The following is a 24,702-nucleotide window of genomic DNA, read 5'->3' on the forward strand; positions in this document are numbered from 1 at the left end:
AATGGGGAAATCGGACGAGGGCCGAAACTTCCGGGGATTTTCGGAGTTTCAACTTCGAATCCCCCGGTCGCCGGGCTAGAAAAACGCCGAACACGTATGAAGACAATCCCCGTTTCGCTGGTGCTGGCCGGTTCCATGCTCACCGCATGGGCGCTCCCGGCACCCCCGGAAGCGTCTCAGCCCGGTGCGGGCGATCCGCCGATGGCGGCCGAGAAGCGTCCCGGCCCGCCGGATGGCGAGCGCCGGTTCAAACGCCAGGGAGCCGAATTCTGGAAACGGGCGGACAAGGATGGAGACGGCTTTGTGTCCAAGGAGGAGTTCCTCGCCCTCGAGCGCATCGCCAAATTGCCGGAAGAGAAGCGCGACAAGCTCTTCGAGCGGTTCGACAAGGACGGGGATGGCAAACTTTCCAAGGAAGAGCTCATGAAGTTCGGAGACGGGCCGCCAAACGGCTTCCCGCGTTTGCCGGAGCTGGATGTCGATCACAGCGGTGGTGTCAGCTTCGAAGAGTTCAAGGCTTCCGAATTCGTCAAAAAGCTGCCGCCCGAGCGCCAGGAGGCCCTATTCAAGCGTCTCGACAGCGATGGTGACGGCCAGATCACGCCGAAAGATCGTCCTGCCGAACCCCCGCATCGCGATGGCCGCGACGGTGAGGGTGGGGGCGGTGGTCCGGATGGCGGGTTACGCCAGATTCTCCGCACTCTGGATGCGAATGGCGATGGAGCGGTGACTTTCGAGGAGTTCCAGAAAGCCCCCTACGCCGAGAAAATCGGCGAGGATGCCTTGGAGAAGCGCTTCGAGAAGCTCGATCGCAATGGCGACAAGAAGCTCAACGCGGAAGACGCGCCGCCCAGGCCGGAGAAGCCGGATGGGGACAAGGCGGATAAACCGGAGATGCAGGATCGTCCGCATCGTCCCGGACCGCCGGGACCTCCGCCTGCTCCGGCTCCTGCGAAGGAATAAGGCATCACCCGGGCCACTTCATTTGCCCCGTCATGATTCGTCGTGACGGGGTTTTGTTTTGAGCTTTGAGGCTGCCCGCATGTGAATCTCAGAAATTCGCCTCGAACCAGAGGCCACCGTACAGCCGGTTGGTTTCCGGATTGGCGTCCATGGGAATCGAAACGCCGATGAAGGGGGTGAACGAGATGGTTTTGTTCAATGCGTAGGTGAAGGATGCGCGGGCGTAGAGGTCATTCCAACCATCGCGGCCGTAGTAGTCGCTCACGAAGCTGGTGCCGCCCTGGAGGGTAATGAAGGAGGAGTCCGTGACCGGCTTCGACCACTTGCTCTCCACCCAGCCGTAGAGGCCGTCCGCGCCGGTGTCGTAGGCCGCGCCTGCGATCAGGTCGAGGTCCTTGGTGGCGTGCCAGGTGAAGCTCGGGGAAAAGTCCACGCCGCTTTCCAACAGGGGGTGGTCGAACTCATGGCCGGTGATCGAGAAGCCCGCGGACCATTGTTTCGTGTCGTAGTTGAGGTCCACGAACACCGTGGCCTCGGAGTTGTCCCCATGGCTGGCTTCGGTGGCGAAGGTGCCGCCCACGTCCAGCGCCCACTCGTTGCTCAGGGCGATCTCACCCTGGAGCTGAAAGTCCATGATGCCGTCACCGACCTTGAAACCGCGCCAGATGTATTCCGAACGGTAACCGGTGACCGCCTCGATTCCGAGGGGGATTTCCCGCTCGACCTCGGCTCCGGCCGGGAGCAGGGCGGCGAAAAGAAAAAGGGGAACGGCGCGCATCATGGGCGGATGCTGCCGTTCCCCTTTGGAGAGGTCAATGCCCGGCTCGGTTAGTTCGCGGCGGGTTTCGCTTCCGTCACATCGTTGGTGCCGATGCCGTCGTCGCGCAGCTTGTTCGCGCGGTGGCGGCCCCACCAGAGGACGAACGGGGAGGCGACGAAGATCGAAGAGTAGGTGCCGATGATGATGCCGACCAGGATCACCAGCGAGAAGTCGCGCAGCGAGGCGCCGCCCAGGATCGCGAGCGACAGCACCGATACGAGCGTGGCCGTGGAGGTCAGGATCGTGCGGGACAGGGTCGAGTTGATCGCCTCATTCATGATTTCCTCCAGCGAGTGGCCGGTGAAGTTCACCGAGCGCATGTTCTCACGGATGCGGTCGAAGATGATGATGGTGTCGTTGATCGAGTAACCGGCGATGGTCAGGATCGCGCCCACGTGGATCAGCGAGAGCTCGCGGCCGAGAAGCACCACCGCGCCCGCGGATACGATGCAGTCATGGAGAATGGCGACGAACGCGCCGACGGCGAAGGAGAACTCGAAGCGGATGGCCACGTAGATGAAGATGCCGAGCAGCCCGAGTCCCAGCGCGAGGCCGGAGGTTTTCAGGAAGCCGCTGCCGACAAGGGCGGACACTTCCTCATGGCTGGCGTCGATCTTGTAGGTTTCCTTGCCGTCCTTCGTCACCTTTTCGGAAAGCACCGGGTAGTGCTCGCGGAGCTTGGCGATCACGACATCGGTATCCCGGCTGTCGCAGCGGACGGTGAGCAGGTGGCCGCTGGTCGGGTTCTGCTCGTCCTGGACGTAGGCGGTCTTGTGCAGATTCAGCGAGGCATCCGCGAGAACCTTCTCGGCGTCCAGGTTGGAGATCGCATCCGCTCCGGTCAGGAACTGGATGCGGGTGCCGCCGGTGAAGTCGATGCCGAAGGCACGCTCCTGCTTCCAGAAAAAGGCACCGATACTCACCAGGGTGAGAACGATCGAGACGGAGACGCATGCGACACGTTTGCCGAGGAAGTCGAAGTGCTTCGACTTGATCAGGTTGAGGAAGGACAGCTTCTTGAGGACGCCGAGATCCACACCCCAGCGGAAGAGGACGCGGGTGGCGAGGATGGCGGAGAACATCGAGCACAGGAGGCCGATGGTCAGCGTCACCGCGAAGCCCTTCACCGTGCTGCTGGCCAGCCAGAAGAGGATGATGGCGGTGATGAGCGAGGTGACGTTCGCGTCGAGAATGGCGCTGAAGGCCTTGTCATACGCGGCGGAGATGGCGGTCTTGAGGGACTTGCCGTGATCCAGTTCCTCGCGCAGGCGCTCGTTGATGAGCACGTTCGCGTCCACCGCCACACCGATGGTGAGCACCATGCCGGCGATGCCGGGCAGGGAGAAGGTGAAGCCGCATATCGCCATCACGCCGAAGAGCATGATCGTGTTCAGGATCAGGCCGAGGATCGCCACGATGCCGGCCACGCGGTAGTAGGCCAGCACGAAAAGGAACGTCAGCGTGAGGCCGAGCACACCGGACCAAACGCCCTGCTTCACGATGGCGGCACCGAGCAGCGGGGAGACGGAGCGCTCTTCCTCCACCTTGAGGCCGTTTTCCAGCGGGTTCATCAGGGCGTTGGCGAGCTCCTGGGCTTCACCCGGGCGGTCCACACCGCTGATGACGAAGTTCTTGCTGAGCGGCACATGCTGCACCACCGGAGCGCTGATCACCTCGTTGTCGAGCACGATGGCAATGCGGTCCACGTTGATCTGCATGTGCTCGGTCAGGGCGATCATTTTCTCGGCACCCTTGCCGTTGAGTTCGATGTCCACGGCACCCATCTGCTGGGTGGAGGGATTGGCGCGGGAAACGTCCGTGCCACTCAGGGCCACGCGGCGGCTCAGGAGGATCGGGGTGGTGATGGCATTGCCGTCCGCATCATGGTGCTTTTCGGTGAACACCTTGTAGCCTGGTGGCGAGAGTTCGGTGCCGGCCTGGATGGCGGCGGCGAGCTGCATGGTGTTCGGGTGGACCTGGCGGAGCTCGAGGTGGGCCACGCGCTCAAGCGTTTCACGGATCTTCTTCGCCTCTTCCGGACTCACGCCCGGCATCTGCACGAGGATCTTGTCATCACCCTGGGCGGCGATCAGCGGCTCGGAGGTGCCCCCGCTGTTCAGACGCTGCTCGATCACCTTGATCGCCTGATCCACCTCGCGCTTGGTGACGGCTTCCTTCTTGCCGGATTCATCCTCGCGCTGTTGGACGCGCAGGGTGAAGGCGGAGCCGCCGACGATGTCGATGCCACCCTTGAGGCGTTCCTTGAGCGGAAACACCGAGGCCAGACAGACCGTGGTGACACCGAGCAGCAGCGCGCTGCCGACGTTGCGCTTGCGGCGCTCGATCTCCGTGAAGAAGTACCAGACGAACAGAACCAGCAGAATCAGGCCGAGGATGAAGATGGTGTGGGCATCCTCGAAGAAGGCGGCGGCGAGCATGGATGGAAACATGGCGGATGGACGCGGAAGGAAAATCTTAGGGGGAAGGCTGACGCTTACTTCTTGTCAGTATCCTTCGGGAAAATGCGGGCGACGGCCTGCTTGTCGAACTCGACCATGGTGCCCTCGGCGACCTTGAGCACGACCGTCTGCTCCTTCACGGAGTGGACGATGGCGTAGATCCCGGCGGTGGTGACCACCTTGGCACCCGGCTGGAGCGAGGCGATCCGGGCTTGCTGCTCCTTGCGCTGCTGCTGCTGGGGGCGGATCAGCAGGAAATACATCATCACCAGGATGACGACAGGCATGATCCAAGCGCTACCGAGAGGATTCTGGCCGGAGGCTGGTGCGTCGGCGGCGAGGAACGAAACAAATGCGGTCAGAAGGGTCATGTCGGATCAGTCTGGGTGTAGCGGCGGATGAAAGAGTCTTTGAAAGCGAGGAAGTTCCCCGCCGCGATGGCTTGGCGGGCTCCCGCCACAAGGCGGAGGTAGAAATGCAGATTGTGGTAGGAAAGCAACCTCAAAGCCAGTATTTCCCCGGCCCGGAACAGGTGCCGGAGATAGGCCCGGGAGAAGGGGGCGACGTGGGGCGGGGAGGTTTCGCACAGCGGGCGCTCGTCCCGCTCATGGACCTTGTTCTTGATCTGGATCGGCCCGTCGAGGGTGAAGGCCATGCCGTGGCGGGCCACCCGGGTGGGCATCACGCAGTCGAACATGTCCACCCCGCGGGCGATCATTTCCAGAATCTGCGGGGGGGTGCCGAGTCCCATGGCGTAGCGCGGCTTGTCATGTGGCAGGAAGGGCACGGCGTTCTCGATCGCGCGGAACATTTCCTCCTCCGGCTCGCCGACCGAAACCCCGCCGACCGCGTAGCCATCGAAGCCGATGTCCACCAGCTCCCGGGCGGATTGCTCGCGCAGATCCGCGTAGATCGAGCCCTGGACGATGCCGAAGTGGCGCTGCACCCCGTCGCCGGAGCGCGGCTGGTGCTTTTCCGTCCACGCCTTGCAGCGGCGGGCCCAGCGGGTGGTCAGGGCCAGCGATTTGGCGGCGTAGTCCTTGTCGCAGGGGTAGGGCGGGCACTCGTCGAACAACATCGCGATGTCCGAGCCCAGCGAGGCTTGGATCTCCATGGATAGCTCGGGTGTGAGCAGCATTTTCGATCCATCCAGGTGATTGTTGAAGCGGACCCCTTCCTCGGTGATTTTCCGCAGCTTGGCCAGGGACCAGACTTGGAAGCCTCCGGAGTCCGTCAGGATCGGCTTGTCCCAGGTGGTGAATTTGTGGAGCCCGCCGAAATCCCGGACCAGTTCGTGGCCGGGACGCAGCCACAGGTGATAGGTGTTTCCCAGGATGATCTGGGCACCGAGCTCCTCCACCTCCCGCGGATGCAGCGTTTTCACGCTGCCCTGGGTGCCCACCGGCATGAAAATGGGGGTTTCCACCGTGCCGTGGGCGAGATCCATCCGGCCTAGACGGGCGGAGGATTGGGAATCGGTGGCGAGGACGGAAAACATGCGCGGGGGCGCTGATTACCATGGGATCGCGAACTTCCAAGCCCAACTTGCCCCGCCAAGTGGCGGAATTATTGCCCGCGGGGCGATGTTAGGGGTTGGCCGGAGGCACGGGAGATGCTCAGAATCCGGGCGATGGCGCACTGGCACTACGGTGAAAACGGACAGCATTTCGGTCCCGTCGATGAAAATGGGATCCGGCAGGCCATAGCCGCCGGGGCCGTCCAGCCGCATACGCTCGTCTGGCGCGAGGGCATGCCGGACTGGCTGCCGCTTTCCCAGGTGTCGGAATTGGTTGGGCCGGTGCCGGTGGCGGTTCCCTATCCGCAGGCTCCTTATGGTGCCGTGCCCTATGTGCCGTCATCTGGTCTGGCCATCGCCAGCATGGTCTGCGGAATCGTGAGCCTGTTTCTGTGCTACTTTGCGATCCTGGGAGCCATCCCGGCGGTAATCTGCGGCCATCTGGCACTCACCCGGATCAAGGAATCGCCCATTCCCATGGGCGGGCGCGGCATGGCCATCGCTGGCCTCGTGCTCGGCTACACCTGGATCGGCCTCACCATCGTTGCCGCCATCGCCATCTCTTTCGCAGTCTCAACTCATCCTTAGCATCCATCATCCCATGCAATGGTATTACTCGAAAAACGGTTCCCAGCTCGGTCCGATCAGCACCGAGGACATCAAGGCGAAGCTTGCCTCCAGTGAGATCGCGGCCACCGATCTGGTGTGGAAGGAAGGCATGGCCGACTGGGTCCCCGCCGGACAGGTCGGTGAATTGCGGTCTTCGGTCGCGACTCCCGCCGCCGCTCCTTCGTTGGAGACCCCCACGGCGTCCCCGGCTCCGGTGACTCCGGTCACGCCTTATTCCCCGCCTGCCGCCGCTCCGGGGCAAGCGATCCAGCCGTCCGCCGGTGGAGAGATTCCGAACTATCTCTGGCAGTCGATCGTGGTCACCATCCTGTGCTGCTGGCCCCTCGGCATCCCCGCCATCGTCTTCGCGGCGAAGGTGGACGGCTTGAAGGCCCGTGGGGACATCGCCGGAGCGCTGGCCGCCTCCAAGAATGCGAAAACCTGGACCTGGGTGTGCTTCGGCAGCGGCTTGGTGGTCATCGCCCTGTATGTGATCCTCGTGGTTGTCGGCGGAATCGCCGGTGCTGCCAATCAGTGAAGATCCGCTGGTTTCTTCTGATTGCGGTTGCCGTCACGCTGATGGCGGCAGCCGTTCTCTTGTACCGCACGGGACCCGCTGGTTGGCCGGGATGCCTGTTTCATCAATGGACGGGCTTCCATTGTCCGGGATGCGGGATGACCCGTGCCACCTTCGCCCTGTTGCACGGGGATATCCTGAAGGCTTTCCGCTACAATCCTCTCGGCGTGGTGCTTTTCCCGATCGCCCTCATCGGGGTGCTGCTTCAGGCGATCGGCTGGGCGAACAACCGGCCGCCGCCGATCCGCTGGAGTGCAGGATCACGCGGGGCCTTTTGGATTGCGGTGCTGGTCATCGCCTTCTGGATTCTCCGCAACCTCCCATGGTGGCCGTTCACGCTGTTGGCCCCGCCGGTATAGCGGGTGGTGGGTGCTATCTCTTCACCAGCCGCTCGACGTACTTGGCGAGCAGGTCCGCTTCCAGGTTCACGCGCTGTCCTGCTGCTGCGGTATGCAGGTGGGTATGGGCGTAGGTGTGCGGGGTGATCCAGAAGACCGCGCTGGTTTCCTTCAGCTCGGCGATGGTCAAGGAAATACCGTCGATACACGCGGAGCCCTTGTCGATGCACAGCCGGTGGATCTCCGGCGGCAGGGCCACCTCGAACCGGTGATCCTGCCCGTGCGGTTCCAGCGCCACGATGGTGCCGGTGGCATCCACATGGCCTTGCACGAAATGGCCGCCGAAGCGTGCGGTGGCGAGCATGGCCCGTTCCAGATTCACTTCGGATCCGGTGCCCAGATCGCCCAGCGAGGTGACTTTCAGCGTTTGCATCAGCACGTCGAACACCGTGCCTTCCGGAAGCAGTTCCGCCACGGTCAGGCAGCAGCCGTTGATCGCCACGGAATCCCCGAGGGCGAGTTCGGCTTGGAAAGGAATGGAGACGATCAGGCGGGCTTGGTCGCCGCGCGACTCAAGGGAGACGACAGTGCCGGTGGATTCAACGAGGCCGGTGAACATGGGGAGGTTTGTCAGTGGGAAGTATTCAGTGTTCGGGAAGAACCACCGCGGGCGGGTTCTCCGAAGCGTGCGCGCTTTTGTCAGGAATGAGCATGAAGCACATGGCGACGATGATGGTGGGAACCAGCGCGGCGGCGAGAAGCTTGAGCGGAGAGACGCCATCTCCGAAGTAGCGGGCGAGGAGAGCCTGGCCCGCCGGGTTCGGCGCATTGGCGATCACCGTGAGGCCGCCGCCGGTCACCGCTCCGGCGAGCACGGCGTATTTCAAGGCCGGCGTCAGTCCCTCCACCTGGCTGGCGAGGAAAGTGATCGCGGCATTGTCATTGAAGGAAGTCAGGATCGTGGAGCCCGCGAACAGCGGCCACTCGCCAAGGCTGGAGATGATCGGCTGCAACCACCACCCCTGCAGGCCGCCGTGGATCACCAACCCCCCGAGGAAGAAGCCGACGAGGATCGGGCCTTTCAGTGAAATGGGATTCTGGTGGTGCTGGGTGGCCTTGCTGAAGGCGATGAAGAACAGGAAGCCGCCGATGAACATGGGCGGATAGTGGGCAAAGACCACCGTCGCCAGCATGAACAACAGGTGGGTGATCGTGACGAACAGCGGCACCGGGGTGTTGCGCTGGGTCCAGTCGGAGATGCCATCGCCATCCGTGTCCGGCACCTGGGCGGCCATGGCTTTCAGATCATTCCGGAAAAAGGCGAAGTAGGCGGCCGTCGAGAGCAGGATCGCGACCACCGCCTTGTCACCGTAGTGCGTCAGCATGTGGGCCGTGGAGAGGTTCCATTTCTGTGCGACCATCAGCACTGGTGGCGCGGCGAAGTTCGTGAGCACGCCACCGACCGAAATATTCACGAACAGCAGCCCCAGCGTGCCGTAGGCGAACAGCGGACGAGGCTTCAACCGGTAGAACTTCCGGCCCAGCAGCATCGCGGCGATGGTCATCGCGCCGGGTTCGGTGATGAAGGAACCCAGGATCGGCGCGATGACCAGAATCGAGAGCCACCAGGCGGCGGGCGTTTCTTTTCCCAAGCGGGCGAACAACCGCAGGCAGCTCTCCGCAAAGCGCAGCACCGGCCGGGTGGAAGCCAGAGCCATGATGATCACCACGAAGAGCGGCTCGGTGAAATTCACCCCCATCATGTAGCCGGTCACGGCGGCGGCCCCTTTCATCCATGTCATCGCCGCCAGCAGGACCAGCACCCAGATACCGAAGATCGCCTCCACCTCGCCGAGGAAATGCAGCACGGTGCCCTTGAAGGAGACGCGCTTCAGATGATCGGGATCATCCTTCACCTTTTCATCGTGATCGTGCTGGACGCGGTGGGCGTATTTCGTGATCGGGACGGCGAGAAAGGTGTGCAGGATCGCCAGCACGAAAATGACGGTGGCCACCACCAGGAAGGGTTCCTCGTGGGCGCGAAAGGCGATCCGTTCGCCGATGCCCGTCAGACCCCGGGCGGCTTCTTGTGCCGGGAAAGCCTCCGCTTTCACCAGAAACGCGGGCTTTTCAGCCTCTGCGGCCAGAGCCGGAGCCGTGGACAGGGCGAGAGCGGGGATCAGTCGTGGCAGCAACCGCATGCCCGGATATAACCCCCTCCCGGATGGCCGGGCAAGGGCAACCGGCCCGTGACTCCGTGACGCGACTTGGAGCTTGGAAGACGCCACTTCCATTGCACACTTCCCCGCATGATCTCCTGGTTGCGGGTATCCCTCGTGCTGCTGCTGTTCCTTCCCTCCTGTGCCCGGCTCAATTCGGCGATCCGGTCGAGATCGAAGCCGAAGGAAAAGGAGGAGCATCCTTTCGGTCCGACGATGATCCCTCCGTCCATGCGGGGCGGCGGAACTCCGGTCGCGGCGGGCGGAAACGTCGCGCCACCGAGTCTCTCACAGATCACGCCCCAGTCTGAGATCCTCTGGACCGACCCGGACAATCCGGACAAGGGCATCCCGGAACTCAACGATCTGATGGCCGGCCCCAAGCATGGGCTGTGGGAGGAGGATGAGGGCATCGCTCGCCGCCAGGCCGTGCGCGAGGGCAAGCCGCTGCTCATCTGGTTTACGGATTCGGCACACAGCCCCGGCTGCAAGCAGCTCACCGCGCAGCTTTTTGACAAGAAGGAGTTCGAGAGCTGGGCGAAGGAGAAATTCGTGCGCCTGCGCGTGGACTTTTATCCGCGTGTGAAGGACCCCAACATGTCCATGGACGATGCGGCGGACAAGGAGGCGCGCAACCGCAACCGGGCCACGGAGATGAACAAGCGCTACAAGGTGCTCGGCTATCCGACCCTGCTGGTCCTCTCCAACAGTGGTGATGTGGTCGGCCGCTACAAGGGTTTCAAGAACGGCGATGGAGATTATACCTGGGGCCTGCTGAAACAAGGTGAAAGCCTCGCCGGGAAGTCCTCCCAGGAATGGCGTGCCGGGTTGATGAAGAAGGGCTACCGCGAGTGGCAGGATCGTAGCGGCAACAAGGTGTTTGCCAAGCTGGTGTCCTACAACAAGGGAACCCTCATTTTCGTGGAACCGGACGGCCGGCGCTCGAAAACCGTGGAAACCCGCCTGTCCGACGCGGACCGGGACTGGATCAAGCAGCAGAAGGCCCTGCGCGGCATCGAGTAGGCGCTCCCGCACTCGTCGCTTGCCAGCGGGGGCTTCCCGGTGGAATCTCCGCGGCTCCCGTCCCAAGCAGTTTTATGGAAAATGTCATTATCATCGGCACCGGATGCGCCGGCTACACCGCCGCCATCTACACCGCGCGTGCGAATCTGAATCCGCTCCTCCTCTCCGGCACCCAGCCTGGCGGCCAGCTCACCACCACCACCGAGGTGGAGAATTTCCCCGGCTTCCCGGAAGGCATCCAGGGCCCGGAGCTGATGATGAAAATGCAGCAGCAGGCCGAAAAATTCGGGGCGCGCATGGCCTGGGCCACGGTGGAATCCGTCGAGCGCCGTGCCGATGGAACCTTCCAACTGAACTGCGGTTCCGAGACTTTCGAAACGAAGACGATCATCGTCGCCACCGGCGCCGCGCCGCGCCACCTCGGCCTGCCGAATGAGAAGACTCTCATCGGCCACGGTCTGACCTCTTGCGCCACCTGCGACGGTGCCTTCTATCGTGACGTGCCGGTGGCCGTGATTGGCGGCGGTGACAGCGCGGCCGAGGAAGCCACCTTCCTCACCCGCTTCGCCAGCAAGGTCTATCTGATCCACCGCCGCGAAGAGCTGCGTGCTTCCAAGATCATGGTCGAGCGCGCCCTGGCCAATCCGAAGATCGAGCCGGTCTGGAATTCCACCGTCACCGAGTATCTCACCGATGAAGCGGGCGAGGTCCGCGCGGTGACGCTCAAGAACCTCGTCGATGGCGGAGAGAGCGAGCTGGAAGTGAAGTGCGTCTTCGTCGCCATCGGCCACGTGCCGAACAGCGCGTTCCTCGGCGATCTCGTGGACAAGGATGAGAACGGCTACATCCTCCAGGTGGGCGGCAAGACCGAGACCAAGACGCCGGGCCTCTTCGCCGCTGGTGACGTGGCGGACCACTACTACCGCCAGGCCATTACCGCCGCCGGCCAAGGTTGCGCCGCCGCTCTCGAAGCTGAGCGTTACTTGGCCGACCACGAAGGCTGAAACGTCTGCCAGTGATTTGCGAAAAACCCGCGCCGGATACCGGCGCGGGTTTTTGGTTTCAGGATGACAGCGAGGTGGTTGTCACGGGTTGAACTGGAAGGTCACAATGATCGACGCGTGGTCGCTTGGCCAGGTGTTGTCACGAGTGGCGGTGATGGAGTCACCATAGACATAGCCGCTGTGTTCGACCGGAGTGGTGAACATCTGCGCGGCCACCGGAGTCACACCCGTACCTTTGTGGAGGACGAAGTCGATGCGGTCCTGCGGTTCGTTCGGGCTGCTGTAGATGGGCGACCAGGTGATGAACGGATTGGTGACCGGATTCGGATAGAGCTGGCGCACCGAGTCGGTCATCCCCGCATTGGCAAGTGCCTTGGTGACCGGCCATTCCACGACCTTGCCATAGTGGGCGGAGGAGTTCGCGGTCGTCCAGTCGAGGTGCGAGGGACAGTTGAAGTCGCCGGTCAGGAAGACTGGCGTGGTATTCGCGGCGGAGAGATAGCTGGAGATGCCGGAGATGATGGCCGCGATCTGCTCGTCGCGCTGCGATCTCAGTTCTTCAGTCAGCACGCTGGCATTGGTGGAGCCTGCGAGCTTTGCCGCATAGGGGCCATAGTAGAGGTAGTCGAGGTGGGTGTTGACGAGCACGACTTCGCGCAGCGGGGAGGTGCAGATCCGGATGCGGACTCCCTTGGCCACGCCGACGGTGAAGGTGTTGACGATGGGATAGCGGCTGGCGATGCCGGAATCTCCGGCGCCGGTGGGGCTGTAGTACCAGCCGAGCTGGTTCGCGATGGTCTGGACCTGGTAGGCGTTTGAGCCGCTGGCATTGTCCACGGTTTCCTGGGTGCCGATGATGTCGGCTCCGGAGAGGATCACGGAATCGAGCCCCTTGTTCTGACCGTCATTCATTTGTCCCCAGCCGTGGAAGAGGTTGTAGGACATCACCTTGATCTGGGATACCTGCTCCTGGCCGGTTGCGAATACCGGAATAGTGAGAGTGGCATTGGTCGAATTCCCCAACATATCGACCGCTTTTACCACGAAGGTGTTCGTGCCGCTGTCGCTGGCGGACGGAGTGCCGGTGAGCTCGCCGGTGGAGGATACCGAAAGCCAGGCCGGACCGGAGACCTTGGCAAAGGTAAGAGCGTCACCCTGATCCGGATCATACGCGTAGGCCCCGATACGGCCGGTGTAAGCCTGGGCCTGCACCGCATGACGCAGGGAGAAAGGGGACACCAGCCACACCGGGGGAGTCGGGCCACCGACCGAAGTCACGCTGAAAGCCTTGGGACCGGCGAGAACGGTATAGCCGTTGTTCGCCAGGAACCATGCCTTGTAGTTGCCGGGTGGAAGACCGGCCGCGTTGGGGAAAGTGACCGATCCGTTTTTCAAGTTCCCACCCGGTGTCTGGGTGCCGTTGGTATAGAGCCACGCCAGATACGTGCCGGTGGACGGGGTCGTGACGGTGGATGGGAAGATGCCGATCCAATCGTTGTTGTTTCCAGGACCGCCGGAGAAGGTAGCGACGATCGGCGTATTGGCCGGGTAACTGGATTGGTTCAGGGTCAGGGTTTTCGGAGCCGCCCATGTGGCACCTGTTAGGGCAAGGATGCAGCCCGTGATGAATGTTAGGGTTTTTATCATGGCTCCTTAGCGGAACCCGGAACACGTGTGCAGGGCAATGGGCATAATCGTCCTTTCGGGGGCATAATCGTCATCAGAAAATGCTGTCTCACACCCGTAGGAAGATCTTCCGGCGGTAGAGGAAATACAGCACCGCCCACTCCAGCAACAGGGCGCCGCTGGCAATCACCACGAGCTTGCCATCGCCACACGCATTCGCCAGCCGTCCAAACAGGACGGTGGAGGGTTGGTCGAAATCGACGAGCCGCGTGAGCAGATAGATCGTGAGCGCGTTCATGCCGATCACCCGCAGTGGCAGCGTCCATTTCTGGAACTTCGCCACATCGATCACCGCGAAGAACAGCGCGAACACCATGAGCGCGATTCCGATGGCTAGCAGATCGAAGGTTGGCGTCCACAGCGCCTTGATCGGCGGGTAGCCGGAGTGCCAGCACAGCCATCCCGCTCCCGTCACCGCGGCACCCGCGGCGAACACGAAACCCGCCGTGCGCCAGGTGGTGACATCCGGTTTCCTCAGCACCGAACCCAGCACCGATCCTGCAAGCGTGAGCGTGGTGGCGGAGAAGATGCACAGCAGTCCTTCCGGATCGAAGGTCTTGCCGTGAAGGCGGCCGGGCACCAGCAGCCGGTCCAGCCACGCATTGATCGCACCGGTCTTGGTGAGCTCACTCGCTCCAATGCCGGGAACCGGAACGAGCAACTGCAGGACGGTGACGATGCCAAGGATCGCCGCGATGCACGCGAGCCTGCCCTTCATGCCGCGCACCAGCAGGTTCAGCGTGGCCGCGGCGCCCCACGCCAGACCGATCTGGCCGAGCACGCTGGGCAGCCGGGGCGGCCCGGGCTGATCGGAAAGCAGGCCGTTGTAGATCATGCCCAGCAACACCAGCACCAGCGAACGGATCACAATCTTTCCGGCGAGCCTTCGCTTCGAATCCCCGCGGACAAGACGGGACTCGAACGAGAACGGAATGGCCACACCGGATAGGAACATGAACAGCGGGAAGATCAGGTCGTAGGCGCGCAGGCCCTCCCATGACACGTGCGAGAGCTGCGTGGCCCATGCATGCAGCCACGGCGTCTTGTGCCACTTCGCCAACTGATGGACGATGGTTTCCGCCCCGATGATCCAGAGCATGTCGAAGCCGCGCAGGGCATCGAGCGAGAGCAGCCGCGGCGGCTTGGTGTCGGTGGGCACGTCGGTCATTCGAGGATGATCACTAGACGATAGAAGCAGAGCGGAGCTTGCGTGGGAAAGGGGATTTCCTTCCAGTTGCCATCCGCATCACCCTGCCATGCGGGAGTCCAGTGGGAAAGATCGGTGGAGGATTCCAGACGATATCGGCGATGCAGGGCGGCATAGCCCGTGCCGGTAGCGATGCGGGTGAGGAACTTCACCGTGCGAGCGGTGCCGTCCACCGCGAGGGCCGGTGGATTTGCAACGTCAGGGTCGGTGCCGGAAATGTATTCTATTAGGGAGTCGACCCCGTCTCGATCCATATCCGAGTCCGGCGGGATCGTCCCGGCCAGCGGAGCGTGCGATTCTTCCCAGTCGTCCGGCAGGCCGTTCTCATCGAGATCCAGGTTGAGGTTTTCGAGGAAGTCGCGTTTCGCCCAGCCGTTGTAGGTGATGCCATTCACGGTGAACGACGGGGCGATGGTGTCCGGACCGACCTTGCTGGCATACAGTCCCCACAACTCGGATGGGTGCGCATCCCAGCCACTCTGCACCTCACCGGTCAGGTAGGCGGTGGAGACATCCGGCTTGTTCTGGGTGACGTGGAAATCGAGGCCCAGGTTCGTGACCTGCCGTGGAGTCAGGCCTCCTAGAGCCGGGAATGCGGTTTCCCAGTGGTCGTGGAAAAGCCGGTTCTGCGACCACTCGTGGACATAGAGCTTTTTCACCTGCCATGGCGGCAGTCCCTCGAGATCCGTCGCGGCATCCGCTGCGAGCGTGTAAGCATCAATCACCGAGAGCGAGGTGGCGATGTGGTTCTGGTGGCCGTATTCACCGGTGGTGCCATGGGTCACGACGATCTCCGGCCGGTAGCGCCGGATGACGGTGGCCACGAAGCGCGCCGCTTTGACCCTTCCTTCGGCAACGCCAACGCCATCGACCACACCATCCGCCCACACGTCCCACGTGTCATTGAGCGTGGAAGTCGGCTTGTCACGGAAACGCCCGAAGATCGGTTGGAAGCGTTCGCCATAGGTCCACAGCGCGTTGCGGAGTTCCGCTTCGCGGACCGGCGGGGAGAGCGAGTTGTCACCGCTGGTCATGCTCAGTGCCACCACCGGCAGTTGCTTGACCTGGGTGTAGTAGGGATAGGTTCCTCCGAAGAAAATGCCCTCGTCATCCGGGTGGGCGTTCACCACCAGCATCGCGGCCTTTGACGGACGGGGTAGCCAGGCTTTTCCAGATTCGTTCGCGCGCGGGTTGCTGCCGAGCCGGTATTCCTCGCTGTTAGGTAGACCGTCATGATCGGGATCACCGTTCGGCCCGTTGTCCGGATTCAGCGATCCTTGGTCGGTGGCGTCCAGTCCGTAGGCTTCCTCCCATTGGTCGGGCAGACCGTCGTGATCCGCATCCACGGCTGGATTCACGGTGGGAGTTGCAGTGATGAGCGTGCCTTTGTCCGAGGTGCCGGTGATGGGGACGATGGTCACGCCGTTCTGAAAACCCAGGGTGCCGCCTGCTGCGGTGATCGTCGCACCGCTGGCGAAGCTGGAGAAGGTGGCGGCACTTTTGACCGTACCGCCACTGTCCTCGATCCAAAGCTGTCCGCGCGGAGAAAGCGTGACCGCAATGCCATTGAGCCGGCGTGTCGAAAGTCCGGACAGCACCTCCATCCGGCCGTTGATGATCTCGATGGAAGGAGACGGCCCTTCGCCATGGACATAGCCGCATTGGAGTTTCACGCCTCCATCGATCCGCAACGTTCCTCCGCTGTTGGTGGAGGCTTGGCCGATGCGGATGGAATCGCTGGTACTCAGCCGCGCGCACCAGGCACCGGGCATGTCCGGCGTGCCGGTGGTGAAGGTGAGCGTGGCGTGCTTGCCATCACCGGTGCCGATGAAAAAACGGTTGTAGGCTCCCGTGCTGGTCTGGGTGCCGATCAGGATGGCCGATTGGTCCAGGTTCCACACCGATGAGAGTCCGCCATTGAAGGCAAAGTCTCCGGGTGCCCGGGAAACGCCGTCCGGAAACAAATACGGTGTCGAGTTGGCCGGGACCGTTGCGGAGGTTTTCCACGCCGAAGGCCCGGTGAAGCCCAGATTCTCATACTGGGCCGCCATGGCGATGCCTCCGGCCGCGAGGGCGGCGCACAGGACAATGGCCGGACGGGGGGATACCATGATTCATACCAGTTCCACAAATCCGCCAAAGCTGACCGGATGTCAGGCGGATTTTCCCAATATTCAGCCCCGTTCACGAAAAAGGCCCGGGGGTGAACCCCGGGCCTTTCGAGAAAACAGCATGTCCGACCGCTCAGATCTCGGCAGCAGCCGGAGCCTTGTCCTTCGAACGCAGCTTGAGATTGAGCAGTTCGACCGCCAGCGAGAACGCCATCGAGAAGTAGATGTAGCCCTTTGGAATGTGGAAGTGCAGGCCTTCCGCGATCAGTGCGGTGCCGATCAGGATCAGGAAGGACAGTGCGAGCATTTTGACCGACGGGTGCTTCGAGACGAAATTGCTGACCGAGCTGGAGGCCAGCATCATCACGGCGATGGAGATTACCACGGCGGTCATCATCAGCGACACGCGGGTTGGGTCGTTCACCATGCCCACGGCGGTGATCACCGAGTCCAGCGAGAACACGATGTCGATGATCGCGATCTGCACCAGCATCGCCCCGAAGCTGGCCGCGGCCTTCTTGGTGACGCCGTGTTCTTCCTCACCGTCCAGCTTGTGATGGATCTCCTTCGTGGACTTGTAGATCAGGAAGCCGCCACCGACGAGCAGGATGAGATCCTTGAAGGAAATGCCGAGACGCCCGGAATGTTCCGCGGCAGCCGGCATCATGTCCCACAGGCTCGGGTGGACGTTGAAGTGGAAGAACGGCTCCTTCAGGCCCATGATCCAGGTGATCGAGAGCAGCAGGAGCAGCCGCGCGACCATGGCGAGACCGAGGCCGAGCAGGCGGCCTTTTTTCCGCTGATCTTCCGGCAGGCGGTCCACCAGGATCGAGATGAAAACGATGTTGTCGATGCCGAGGACGATCTCGAGCAAACTGAGGGTCAGCAAGGCTCCCCACGCCTGGGGATCGGAGAACCAGTGGAAATCGAGAAGGGAGGCGATCATCATGCTTGGGAGGCGAAGTTCAGGGCACGTTGTTTCATTTGGGTGGCCATCAGATTGAGCGCGTTCGCGCGGGTGGGCGCGAGGTGTTCCTTCAGGCCGGTCTGGTCCACGAACGAGAGGTCCGCGGTGAGAATTGCGTCGGGCGTCTCGTCATCGAGCACCCGCACGAACAGCGCGATCATGCCCTTGGTGATGACGGAGTCGGAATCGGCGAGGTAGCGCACCTTGCCGTTTTCGAATGTCGCATCGAGCCACACCTGTGATTGGCAGCCCTTGATCAGGTGCTCCGAATTGCGGGATTCCTCCGGCATCGGCGTCATCTTCCGGCCGAGGCCGATGACGTATTCGTAGCGCTCGGTCCAGTCCTGGAAGAGGCCGAGTTCGTCGAGGAGTTCCTGTTGCTTGGCGGCGATGCTCATTGCGCGCGGGCTTTTTCCCCCGCACGTCGGATTTCCGCAACCCCGCAGTTCCTCATGTGGCGGAGGCCACGGCCTGCAGGCGGCGGCCGGTCATGAAGGCCAGGGCGGGCAGAACCACCGTATTTACAAGGACCGGGTGGGCCCAGAGCGTGTTCCCGGCGGGCACGAGGGCCATGGCGATTGGAAACGCCGCGATCCATTCCACCAGTGGAATCCCGGCCAGAAAGCCGGAAACCGTGACCTGCACCGAGTGGCGGCGGACCAGCAGCGGGATGGTCCAGGCGAGAAACGGAACCGCTCCCGCCAGCGTGAAAATGGGATCACGCGGCAGCCAGAAACCGCCGATGAAAACCAGAGGCATGAAGATCAGGATGCGCGCGATCTGCCTCGGGAGCGCGGGTGGATTCGGAACACTCTCATAGCGGGCATTCAGGGAAAGCCCGACGATGTAGCAGAACAATCCGGCGGCATGCAGGGCGATGATGCCCACCGCGCGCAGTGTCAATGCGTGTGCGTCATGCATCACGAATGCGCGATCATCATGGGCGAGTAACTGCCGCGCCATTGCAAAGGTATCGAGATGGCCGTCCTTCATCACCACCGAGAGGAATCCCAACACTGGCAGCAGCGCGCGGCAAAGCCCCATCGGGATCACCGGCCACACTGCTTTCTTGTGCCAGCGGGTGTAGATCACGATCAGCACCGCGATCGCTCCGGCGGCCACCGCGCACGGCCAGCCCATGAGGAACGCGAAGATCACACCGAGACCGATGAAACGGATCGCCCGCAACTGGTACGAGAGCGGCGTGAAGAGGCCGCTGGGCAGGGCGCGTTCCGGGCGGTGCTTCGCATCCCACTCACGGTCATGCCAGTCATTGAAGAAATTCCCGCCGATGTAGAGCAGCACGCCGGAAAGGGCGAGGACCGCTCCCTTCAGCAACAGCCCCCGCGTATCCTGTGCGCCGCACACCCACGCGCCCAGCGCGATGCCGAGCCAGACATTGGAAATCACGCTCGGCACGTTCGCGATCCGCGCGGTGGCCAGCCAGCCATGGAGTTTCGGATTCATTTCTTCAAGTAACCTCTAACTTCCAACCTATAACCGACGGCTTCTAACACTCCCCCAGCACCCACCGGTATTCTGCGGCGATCTGTTCCACCACCGGGCGATGCAGGTTCTGGGGCAATACGCCCCAGGTGTAGGTCTCGATTTCGTAGTGCGTGCAGGCATCCGGATGATCGCGACGCCATGCGAGCACATCGCGGACCTGCTGGCGGGTCGAGCGCAGCGGTGGGGCGGGTTCTGCATCGAGCGGGATGTGGAAATGAACGCGCCATTCCTCGGCCGTGGCACCCTCCGTTTGCAACGCGGCGAGGCCGTCCGGCAGATCAACAAAGCGCCGGATGCCGCCATCCGGTTGACGGGCCAACACCTGGTGGAAATAGATCGGCTCATCGAAGGCGGCCAATGCCCGCACGGCTTCCGGATCGCGGGGATCCAGCGCGATGGCGGACGAGAGATGGATTTTGGAAATCCGCAGCCCGGCGGCGATCAGCGCATCCAGCGAAGTCCGGGCATCCTCGTATTGCAACGCGAAGTGGCAGGCATCATAGTTGATCCCGAGCCGCCTCAGCAGTCGCGTGGGGTCCGGCGAAACAGCCTTCATGCGCTCGAAGAACCGCAGCGTTTCCGCCGTGTTTTCGAAATGCCCCAATGGCTCCGGCTCCAGCCCGAGATGGAAATCGCGGCCGGTTTTCTCCGAAAGCTCGTCAAGAAACAGGGCCAGCTCCTCCAGGTGCGCGAAGATCGGAATTTCCTCCGCATGGAAGGTCTTGTGCGAGCCGGGCAGGGTGGACACGGAGCCATCCACACCCTCCGGCAGGATCGCCGCGAGGATGGTGAAGAGGTCCTTGGTGTAGTCGAGCCGCTCGCGCGTGGCCCAGTCCGGCTGGAACACCTTTTCCTTCACCCGAGTGGTGTGGAAGTCGCCGTAGGGGAAACCATTGATCGTGAACACATAGGCATTCTCCGATTCCAGCCAGCGCTTGAATTCCTCCAGCGTGGTGCCTTCCAGCAGTTCCTTCGCCGCGCGGGCGGCCAGACGCAGGCCGATGGCGTAGGGTTCGCTCCTCGAGCCGACCGAATCCCGCACCGCCATCGTATGCGTGGAGATCGCCGTGAACGTGTCCGCCCAGCTCTCCGCCGGATGGATGTTGGTGCAGTAGGCCAGATGCCCGGAGCCGAAACGCATGCCACAGGGTGGGGAAGGATTTCCCACCGGGCAAGCGCGGGAATGCCAGTGGATTTACCCGTCCTTGCGCTCGGACTGGGCTTCGGCGATGTCCGCCAGAATCCGGATCAGATACCGCACGCCGAGTGCGCCCAGGCAGCCGACACTTGCGGTGCCGAGAGCCGACCAGGCGACGGGCCAGAAGGGCACCAACGGCAGCGCCATGGCCGTGTAGAGCTGATATAGGGCGGTACCGAGGGTGACCAGAATCACGCAACGGGAGAGTCCGTCGATCCACATCCGCTCCGTGGCGTAGCGGGACGGCTTGGACGGCGCGATATCGATTTTGGGAAACAAGGCGATTAGCGGTACCCAGCCTGATTGGTGTCCGACGTTTTCCGGCCTCACTCCCCGGTCAGCCAATGCCAGATAGTTCTTGCGGTCGATTTCCCGCGGAAGCTGGCGCTCGATTTCCTCCCGGCTGAAGGGACCGCGGATGTCGCCGGACTCGGACTGGCGGATGTAGAATTTCATGGGGCGGGCTGATGGAGTCGATAAAGGAAAGGCCTGTCAATGGAACGGTCATGATAACGGTCCTGCCCGGCCATCCGCACTTGCCTCGGTGATTTCTTTGTGTAAGCGTGATACAGGGCAGAAAGCCCTTTACGGTCATGAAAGAGCTCCTGGATGCCTGGCGGTCGGTGGATCGCAACAAAATCGCGGTGCTTCTCAGCGTGATCCCCGGTCTGGGACACCTCTACAAGCATCACTACCTGGATGGTCTGGCGATTCTCGTCGCTGGCAATGCCATGATGGTTTTCGTCGCCCTCTGGCTGGCGATCGCCACGGTCGGTCTGTCGCTGATCCTTGTTCCGGCGATCTGGATGGCAGGGGTGGCCTACTCCGCCTACTACGCGGAGGACAAACACGGCACCCACCCCTACCTGCACGTCTGGGAGATGAAGCTCTCCCAGTTTTTCCATCGACGGTGAGGTGCGTCAGTCTCCGAAGATATTGCCGAGACCGCCGAGCACCGATCCCTCGCCCTTGCCTGACGCATACATTCCGGTGATGCGCTGGGCGAGGCGGGCGAAGGGCATGCTCTGGAGCCAGACCGTGCCATGACCCTGGAGGGTGGCGAGGAACAAGCCCTCGCCGCCGAACACCATCGACTTCAGGTTGCCGGCGCGCTGGATGTCATACTGGATGCCGCTGGTGAAGGCGACCAGGCAGCCGGTGTCCACGAACAGGCGCTCGCCCTTGAGTTCCTTTCGGATCACGGTGCCACCGGCATGGACGAAGGCCATGCCATCACCCTGCAAACGCTGGAGGATGAAGCCCTCGCCACCGAAGAGGCCCGCACCGAGCTTCTTGTTGAACGCGATGCCTACCTGCGTACCGAGTGCCGCGCAGAGAAAGGCGTCCTTTTCGCACAGCAGTTCACCCCCGACGCTGGAGAGATCCACCGGCACGACCGTTCCCGGATAGGGGGCGGCGAAAGTGACCTTCTTCTTGCCCGCGCCGCGGTTGGTGAAGTGGGTCATGAAGATGGATTCACCGGTGAGCGCGCGTTTGCCCACGGCCATCAGTTTGCCCATGAAGCCGCTGTCCGGCGTGGAGCCGTCGCCCATCTTGGTTTCGAAGGCGATGCCGTCCTCCATGTAGTTCATGGCCCCGGCTTCCGCGATGACCGTTTCACTCGGATCGAGTTCGATTTCCACCATCTGGATGGATTCACCGTGGATCTCGTAATCGATCTCATGGGAACGCTTGCCCCGGGCTGAGGTGGCTCCTGGTGGCAGCGGCGGGGGCGCGGCGGCGGTTTTGAAGAGATCGGGCAGGACCTTGGCTGCTGGTTCCCAACCCGCCATACCCTCCGTCCACACCACGGTGGAGGCGGTGATGGTGCCGGATTCGATCAGTTCGTTGAGATTTTCCTCCGAAGTGGAGGCGGTGCTGCCGGAGGCGGAGTGGTAGTGCCACGTTTTCATGATCGCGTCATGCTAGACGGATCACGCGGTCAGGCAATTAGGAGAATGCGGCGAAAATGGAATCGGCTTAAGAGCGCAAGGAGCAGGGACATTCTTGTCCCGTCTCTGAAACTGCCAGAAAATGAAAAACGGGACAGGAATGTCCCTGCTCCTTGATCATCCCAGCGGGAAATCCGTCACCTGCTCCAGCTTGATCCCGTAGAGCTGGGCGATCAGCGGGGCATCCGAGGCGTGGTAAACCTCGCGGTAGTAGATCTCCTTGATGCCGTAGGCGCAGAGGGTCTGCATGCAGGCGGTGCAGGGCATGGTGGTGGTGGCCACGATCTTCGCTTCGCCACGGCGGAACAGGCTGCACAGGTTGATTTCCGCGTGCAGCATGAACTTCTGCCGCGCCTCGCGGTCGTCCCAGAATCCGGGTGGAGCCTCGAATCCGGGAGCCAGACCATTGTAGGCGGTGCCGATCACCCGGTTGTCGAAATCGAGCGCGGCGGCCCCGACCTTCCGGTAGGGGTCTTCCGAGCGCAGGCTGGCCACATGGGCCAGCGCCATGGCGTATTGCGGGATCGACAGGCGGGACACGCCCCGAGGCATAGCGGCGCGCGCCGATTCCGGAAATGGAAATTTGCCAGATCGCCCGCCACCGCTTTTCCTCCCGGCGTGGACCGCACCCGCTCCGGAGTTTTCGCCGCGCTCATCGCGTTTTTCCTGTGGGGCGTGCTGCCGGTGTTCTGGAAGCATCTGGCGTTTCTGCCGCCGGTTTCTATCGTCGCCCAGCGGACATTGTGGTCGCTGGTGCTGTTGTTTCCTCTAGTCGCTTTTTCCAAGCAGCGCGGGGAGTTTTTCAACGGCCTGCGGCAACCCCGTGCCTATGGCTGGCATGCCCTGTCCGGACTGATGCTGTCATCGAACTGGCTGCTCTATGTGTGGGCGACCCTCCACAACCACGTCATCGAAGTGGCGCTCGGCTATTATTTGAATCCGTTCCTGAACATGCTGTTCGGCACTCTGTGGTTCGGCGAACGGCACAACCGCTGGCAGCTTTCCGCCATCGGACTGGCGCTGGTGGGGCTGTGTTTCCAGATCCCGGCGGTGAACGGCTTCCCGTGGATCACGCTGGTGATCGCGCTCACCTTCGCGCTCTACGCGGTGGTGCGGAAGGTCGCGCCGCTCGGTTCGCTCAGCGGGCTCACCTTGGAAACATTGCTGTTGGCTCCAGTCGCGCTTGGTTGGCTGTTGTGGCATTCGCCGTCGCTGCCGGAAGCGTTCGGTGGCACCTGGCCGAATGCCTGGCTGGTGATTTCCTCGGGTGCCGCCACCGCCACGCCGTTGTTTTTCTTCGGCTACGCCACGCGGACCATCCGGCTGACCACGCTGGGCGTACTCCAGTTCCTCGCGCCCACGCTTCAGTTTCTCATCGGCTGGCAGGTGTATCATGAGCCGATGTCGCCTCTGCGCCTGACCTCGTTCAGCTTCGTCTGGCTGGCCATCGCGGTGTATGCACTCGATGCGTGGCGGGGTGCTATGGCCCGGCCTGTGCAGGCAGCGCCTGAACCTTGAAGTTCCGGATCAGGAGATGGCTTTTCACCGTGCGGAAAGCAAACCATCCGCGTTTCAGCGGCTGCGGGTCCGTGAATGTGAAGATCCTCTTTCCATCCCGCCAGAATTCCGCGACCTGCTCCCGGGCGACCAAGCGCAGATGATAGGTGGCATTCGGTGAAAGCAGATACTGCGCATCCCGTAGATCGTGCTCCGGCAGCAACGGTCGCTCGGCGGAGCCATCGTAGCGGCGGAAGCGGGTGGTCGTGTTGTTGTTCCCACCCATGCCTACGTAGTAGGTGAGCAGGGAATTGTATTCCGGGAATTTCCCGCTGCGGCGGTGGCCTTCGGAAAACGGCGGCTCGTTCAAAGGCTCCCGTGAATCCCGGGCCATCCAGAAGACATTGATGTCAGAGACTCGGTCGGTGGGTCCGCCTTTGGACACCACGGTCACGTCGAAGGCGATGTCCACGGGAGATTCCAATGGTTGGCGAAACCAAACCGTACAGCCGCCTTCATCCACGATCTCCAAGGCATCTCCGTTGATGGAAACCTGGCCGCCGGGCATTTGTTCGACCGCCCACTGGGACAGGTTGATCACCTGAGGAGGGATCTTCGTTTCCTTGCCTTGGCATTGGAGGTGGGTCACCACCAAGGCAAGGATGATGCTAGGCCGGTTCATTTCGTCTCGGACGATTTTGGCGTGGCAACGATCAAGGTGTACTGCTGCGGCTTCAATGCAATGAGCAGCAGGAGAAACGCGAGAACGATGAGCACCACGAAGCCGGAAAGGCCGGTCCAGTAGTGATTCCAGAAGTCAGTATCCCTTTCGAGACGAGCCACAACCACTGCCCAAGCGGCTGGTATCACCAGCAGCGAGAGGCCCCAATGGCGAACAAACAGGGCGTTTGGGTTCCAGATGATCGGCTCGTCTGGATATCCGGCGGATTTGAGCATCACCGCCGTGAGTCCGATTCCCGCGAAGATCACGAAAATCTGCAGCAGAACGATGCGGGTGGAAGGACGAGCCGGATTCATACAAGAAGG

Annotated in this window: 26 protein-coding genes and 1 pseudogene; 8 read left to right on the forward strand and 19 right to left on the reverse strand. The window is 62.4% G+C overall.

Features of this window, described 5'->3' with window-relative positions; translation table 11 throughout:
• Window positions 1–96 precede the first annotated feature (96 nt).
• Window positions 97–963: an EF-hand domain-containing protein gene (locus KBB96_RS00635; RefSeq protein WP_211631557.1), complete on the forward strand. Its 867-nt coding sequence runs from the start codon at window positions 97–99 to the stop codon at window positions 961–963.
• 88 nt (window positions 964–1,051) lie between these two features.
• Here KBB96_RS00635 and KBB96_RS00640 read toward each other — a convergent pair whose 3' ends face one another.
• From KBB96_RS00640 to tgt, 4 genes are read right to left on the reverse strand one after another with little or no spacing between them, the layout of a single operon-like run.
• Window positions 1,052–1,744 (reverse strand): hypothetical protein, encoded by a 693-nt coding sequence (locus KBB96_RS00640; protein ID WP_211631558.1) that lies wholly within the window; start codon window positions 1,742–1,744, stop codon window positions 1,052–1,054.
• 47 nt (window positions 1,745–1,791) lie between these two features.
• Window positions 1,792–4,221 (reverse strand): protein translocase subunit SecD, encoded by a 2,430-nt coding sequence (gene secD, locus KBB96_RS00645; protein WP_211631559.1) that lies wholly within the window; start codon window positions 4,219–4,221, stop codon window positions 1,792–1,794.
• Window positions 4,222–4,277: 56 nt separating this feature from the next.
• Window positions 4,278–4,613: a preprotein translocase subunit YajC gene (gene yajC / locus KBB96_RS00650; protein ID WP_211631560.1), complete on the reverse strand. Its 336-nt coding sequence runs from the start codon at window positions 4,611–4,613 to the stop codon at window positions 4,278–4,280.
• Window positions 4,610–5,740: a tRNA guanosine(34) transglycosylase Tgt gene (gene tgt / locus KBB96_RS00655; RefSeq protein ID WP_211631561.1), complete on the reverse strand. Its 1,131-nt coding sequence runs from the start codon at window positions 5,738–5,740 to the stop codon at window positions 4,610–4,612. Before tgt ends, yajC begins: the two co-directional genes overlap by 4 nt.
• 132 nt (window positions 5,741–5,872) lie before the next feature.
• Here tgt and KBB96_RS00660 point away from each other — a divergent pair, with 132 nt between their 5' ends.
• Genes KBB96_RS00660 through KBB96_RS00670 form a run of 3 tightly spaced genes read left to right on the forward strand, consistent with a single transcriptional unit; the run spans window position 5,873 to window position 7,303 of the window.
• Window positions 5,873–6,346: a DUF4190 domain-containing protein gene (locus tag KBB96_RS00660; protein ID WP_211631562.1), complete on the forward strand. Its 474-nt coding sequence runs from the start codon at window positions 5,873–5,875 to the stop codon at window positions 6,344–6,346.
• A 13-nt stretch (window positions 6,347–6,359) separates the two neighbouring features.
• Window positions 6,360–6,905 (forward strand): CD225/dispanin family protein, encoded by a 546-nt coding sequence (locus KBB96_RS00665; protein WP_211631563.1) that lies wholly within the window; start codon window positions 6,360–6,362, stop codon window positions 6,903–6,905.
• Window positions 6,906–6,946: 41 nt separating this feature from the next.
• A complete protein-coding gene (locus KBB96_RS00670; RefSeq protein WP_226373724.1) occupies window positions 6,947–7,303 on the forward strand; it encodes a DUF2752 domain-containing protein in 357 nt (118 codons plus the stop codon).
• Between the two features lie 13 nt (window positions 7,304–7,316).
• On the opposite strand, the gene KBB96_RS00675 is transcribed toward KBB96_RS00670, so the two are convergent.
• Both KBB96_RS00675 and KBB96_RS00680 read right to left on the reverse strand, forming a co-directional pair.
• Window positions 7,317–7,901 (reverse strand): riboflavin synthase, encoded by a 585-nt coding sequence (locus KBB96_RS00675; RefSeq protein WP_211631565.1) that lies wholly within the window; start codon window positions 7,899–7,901, stop codon window positions 7,317–7,319.
• A 25-nt stretch (window positions 7,902–7,926) separates the two neighbouring features.
• Window positions 7,927–9,483 carry a putative Na+/H+ antiporter gene (locus KBB96_RS00680; RefSeq protein ID WP_211631566.1) on the reverse strand — a complete coding sequence of 519 codons (1,557 nt, stop codon included), beginning with the start codon at window positions 9,481–9,483 and terminating at the stop codon, window positions 7,927–7,929.
• Window positions 9,484–9,591: 108 nt separating this feature from the next.
• On the opposite strand from KBB96_RS00680, the gene KBB96_RS00685 reads away from it, so the two are divergent.
• Both KBB96_RS00685 and trxB read left to right on the forward strand, forming a co-directional pair.
• Window positions 9,592–10,524 carry a thioredoxin family protein gene (locus tag KBB96_RS00685; protein ID WP_211631567.1) on the forward strand — a complete coding sequence of 311 codons (933 nt, stop codon included), beginning with the start codon at window positions 9,592–9,594 and terminating at the stop codon, window positions 10,522–10,524.
• Window positions 10,525–10,598: 74 nt separating this feature from the next.
• Window positions 10,599–11,528 (forward strand): thioredoxin-disulfide reductase, encoded by a 930-nt coding sequence (gene trxB / locus KBB96_RS00690; RefSeq protein ID WP_211631568.1) that lies wholly within the window; start codon window positions 10,599–10,601, stop codon window positions 11,526–11,528.
• A gap of 81 nt (window positions 11,529–11,609) precedes the next feature.
• Here the strand turns inward: trxB and KBB96_RS00695 are convergent, their stop codons facing one another.
• The 8 genes from KBB96_RS00695 to KBB96_RS00730 form a co-directional block, all read right to left on the reverse strand.
• Window positions 11,610–13,175 carry an endonuclease/exonuclease/phosphatase family protein gene (locus KBB96_RS00695; protein WP_211631569.1) on the reverse strand — a complete coding sequence of 522 codons (1,566 nt, stop codon included), beginning with the start codon at window positions 13,173–13,175 and terminating at the stop codon, window positions 11,610–11,612.
• 88 nt (window positions 13,176–13,263) lie between these two features.
• Complete coding sequence (locus tag KBB96_RS00700; RefSeq protein ID WP_211631570.1) at window positions 13,264–14,382, reverse strand: acyltransferase family protein; 1,119 nt, start codon at window positions 14,380–14,382, stop codon at window positions 13,264–13,266.
• A complete protein-coding gene (locus KBB96_RS00705; protein WP_211631571.1) occupies window positions 14,379–16,532 on the reverse strand; it encodes a PIG-L family deacetylase in 2,154 nt (717 codons plus the stop codon). Before KBB96_RS00705 ends, KBB96_RS00700 begins: the two co-directional genes overlap by 4 nt.
• Before the next feature lie 133 nt (window positions 16,533–16,665).
• Entirely contained in the window at window positions 16,666–17,481 is an 816-nt protein-coding gene (locus KBB96_RS00710) for a TerC family protein (RefSeq protein WP_211631572.1), read from the reverse strand.
• Window positions 17,478–17,897 (reverse strand): SufE family protein, encoded by a 420-nt coding sequence (locus KBB96_RS00715; RefSeq protein ID WP_211631573.1) that lies wholly within the window; start codon window positions 17,895–17,897, stop codon window positions 17,478–17,480. The genes KBB96_RS00710 and KBB96_RS00715 overlap by 4 nt, the downstream gene beginning before the upstream one ends.
• Window positions 17,898–17,949: 52 nt before the next feature.
• Window positions 17,950–18,966 carry a UbiA family prenyltransferase gene (locus KBB96_RS00720; protein ID WP_211631574.1) on the reverse strand — a complete coding sequence of 339 codons (1,017 nt, stop codon included), beginning with the start codon at window positions 18,964–18,966 and terminating at the stop codon, window positions 17,950–17,952.
• A gap of 43 nt (window positions 18,967–19,009) precedes the next feature.
• Window positions 19,010–20,149 carry a metabolite traffic protein EboE gene (eboE, locus tag KBB96_RS00725; RefSeq protein ID WP_211631575.1) on the reverse strand — a complete coding sequence of 380 codons (1,140 nt, stop codon included), beginning with the start codon at window positions 20,147–20,149 and terminating at the stop codon, window positions 19,010–19,012.
• A gap of 54 nt (window positions 20,150–20,203) precedes the next feature.
• On the reverse strand, window positions 20,204–20,662 hold the full coding sequence (locus tag KBB96_RS00730) for a hypothetical protein (RefSeq protein ID WP_211631576.1): 459 nt from the start codon (window positions 20,660–20,662) through the stop codon (window positions 20,204–20,206).
• Between the two features lie 137 nt (window positions 20,663–20,799).
• On the opposite strand from KBB96_RS00730, the gene KBB96_RS00735 reads away from it, so the two are divergent.
• Window positions 20,800–21,120 carry a hypothetical protein gene (locus KBB96_RS00735; protein ID WP_211631577.1) on the forward strand — a complete coding sequence of 107 codons (321 nt, stop codon included), beginning with the start codon at window positions 20,800–20,802 and terminating at the stop codon, window positions 21,118–21,120.
• A 6-nt stretch (window positions 21,121–21,126) separates the two neighbouring features.
• On the opposite strand, the gene KBB96_RS00740 is transcribed toward KBB96_RS00735, so the two are convergent.
• The 3 genes and pseudogenes from KBB96_RS00740 to KBB96_RS00745 form a co-directional block, all read right to left on the reverse strand.
• The gene (locus KBB96_RS00740) at window positions 21,127–21,930 is read right to left on the reverse strand and encodes a TIGR00266 family protein (protein ID WP_264177002.1); all 804 of its coding nucleotides are present in this window, start codon (window positions 21,928–21,930) and stop codon (window positions 21,127–21,129) included.
• Window positions 21,931–21,981: 51 nt separating this feature from the next.
• Window positions 21,982–22,119, reverse strand: a pseudogene (locus KBB96_RS21130) (GYF domain-containing protein); the annotation flags it as partial.
• Window positions 22,120–22,275: 156 nt separating this feature from the next.
• Window positions 22,276–22,698, reverse strand: a complete 423-nt coding sequence (locus KBB96_RS00745; protein WP_226373606.1) for a deoxycytidylate deaminase — start codon at window positions 22,696–22,698, stop codon at window positions 22,276–22,278.
• 78 nt (window positions 22,699–22,776) lie between these two features.
• Between KBB96_RS00745 and rarD the strand changes: the two genes are divergently transcribed.
• Window positions 22,777–23,676 (forward strand): EamA family transporter RarD, encoded by a 900-nt coding sequence (rarD, locus tag KBB96_RS00750; protein WP_211631580.1) that lies wholly within the window; start codon window positions 22,777–22,779, stop codon window positions 23,674–23,676.
• Here rarD and KBB96_RS00755 read toward each other — a convergent pair.
• Together KBB96_RS00755 and KBB96_RS00760 are read right to left on the reverse strand one after the other, a co-directional pair.
• Window positions 23,639–24,337 carry a DUF6250 domain-containing protein gene (locus KBB96_RS00755; protein ID WP_211631581.1) on the reverse strand — a complete coding sequence of 233 codons (699 nt, stop codon included), beginning with the start codon at window positions 24,335–24,337 and terminating at the stop codon, window positions 23,639–23,641. The two genes, rarD and KBB96_RS00755, sit on opposite strands and share 38 nt — an antisense overlap.
• On the reverse strand, window positions 24,334–24,693 hold the full coding sequence (locus tag KBB96_RS00760; RefSeq protein ID WP_211631582.1) for a hypothetical protein: 360 nt from the start codon (window positions 24,691–24,693) through the stop codon (window positions 24,334–24,336). The genes KBB96_RS00755 and KBB96_RS00760 overlap by 4 nt, the downstream gene beginning before the upstream one ends.
• Between the last annotated feature and the right edge of the window lie 9 nt (window positions 24,694–24,702).

Origin of the sequence: Luteolibacter ambystomatis, from assembly GCF_018137965.1 — a bacterium.
In the GTDB taxonomy this organism is placed as follows: domain Bacteria; phylum Verrucomicrobiota; class Verrucomicrobiia; order Verrucomicrobiales; family Akkermansiaceae; genus Luteolibacter; species Luteolibacter ambystomatis.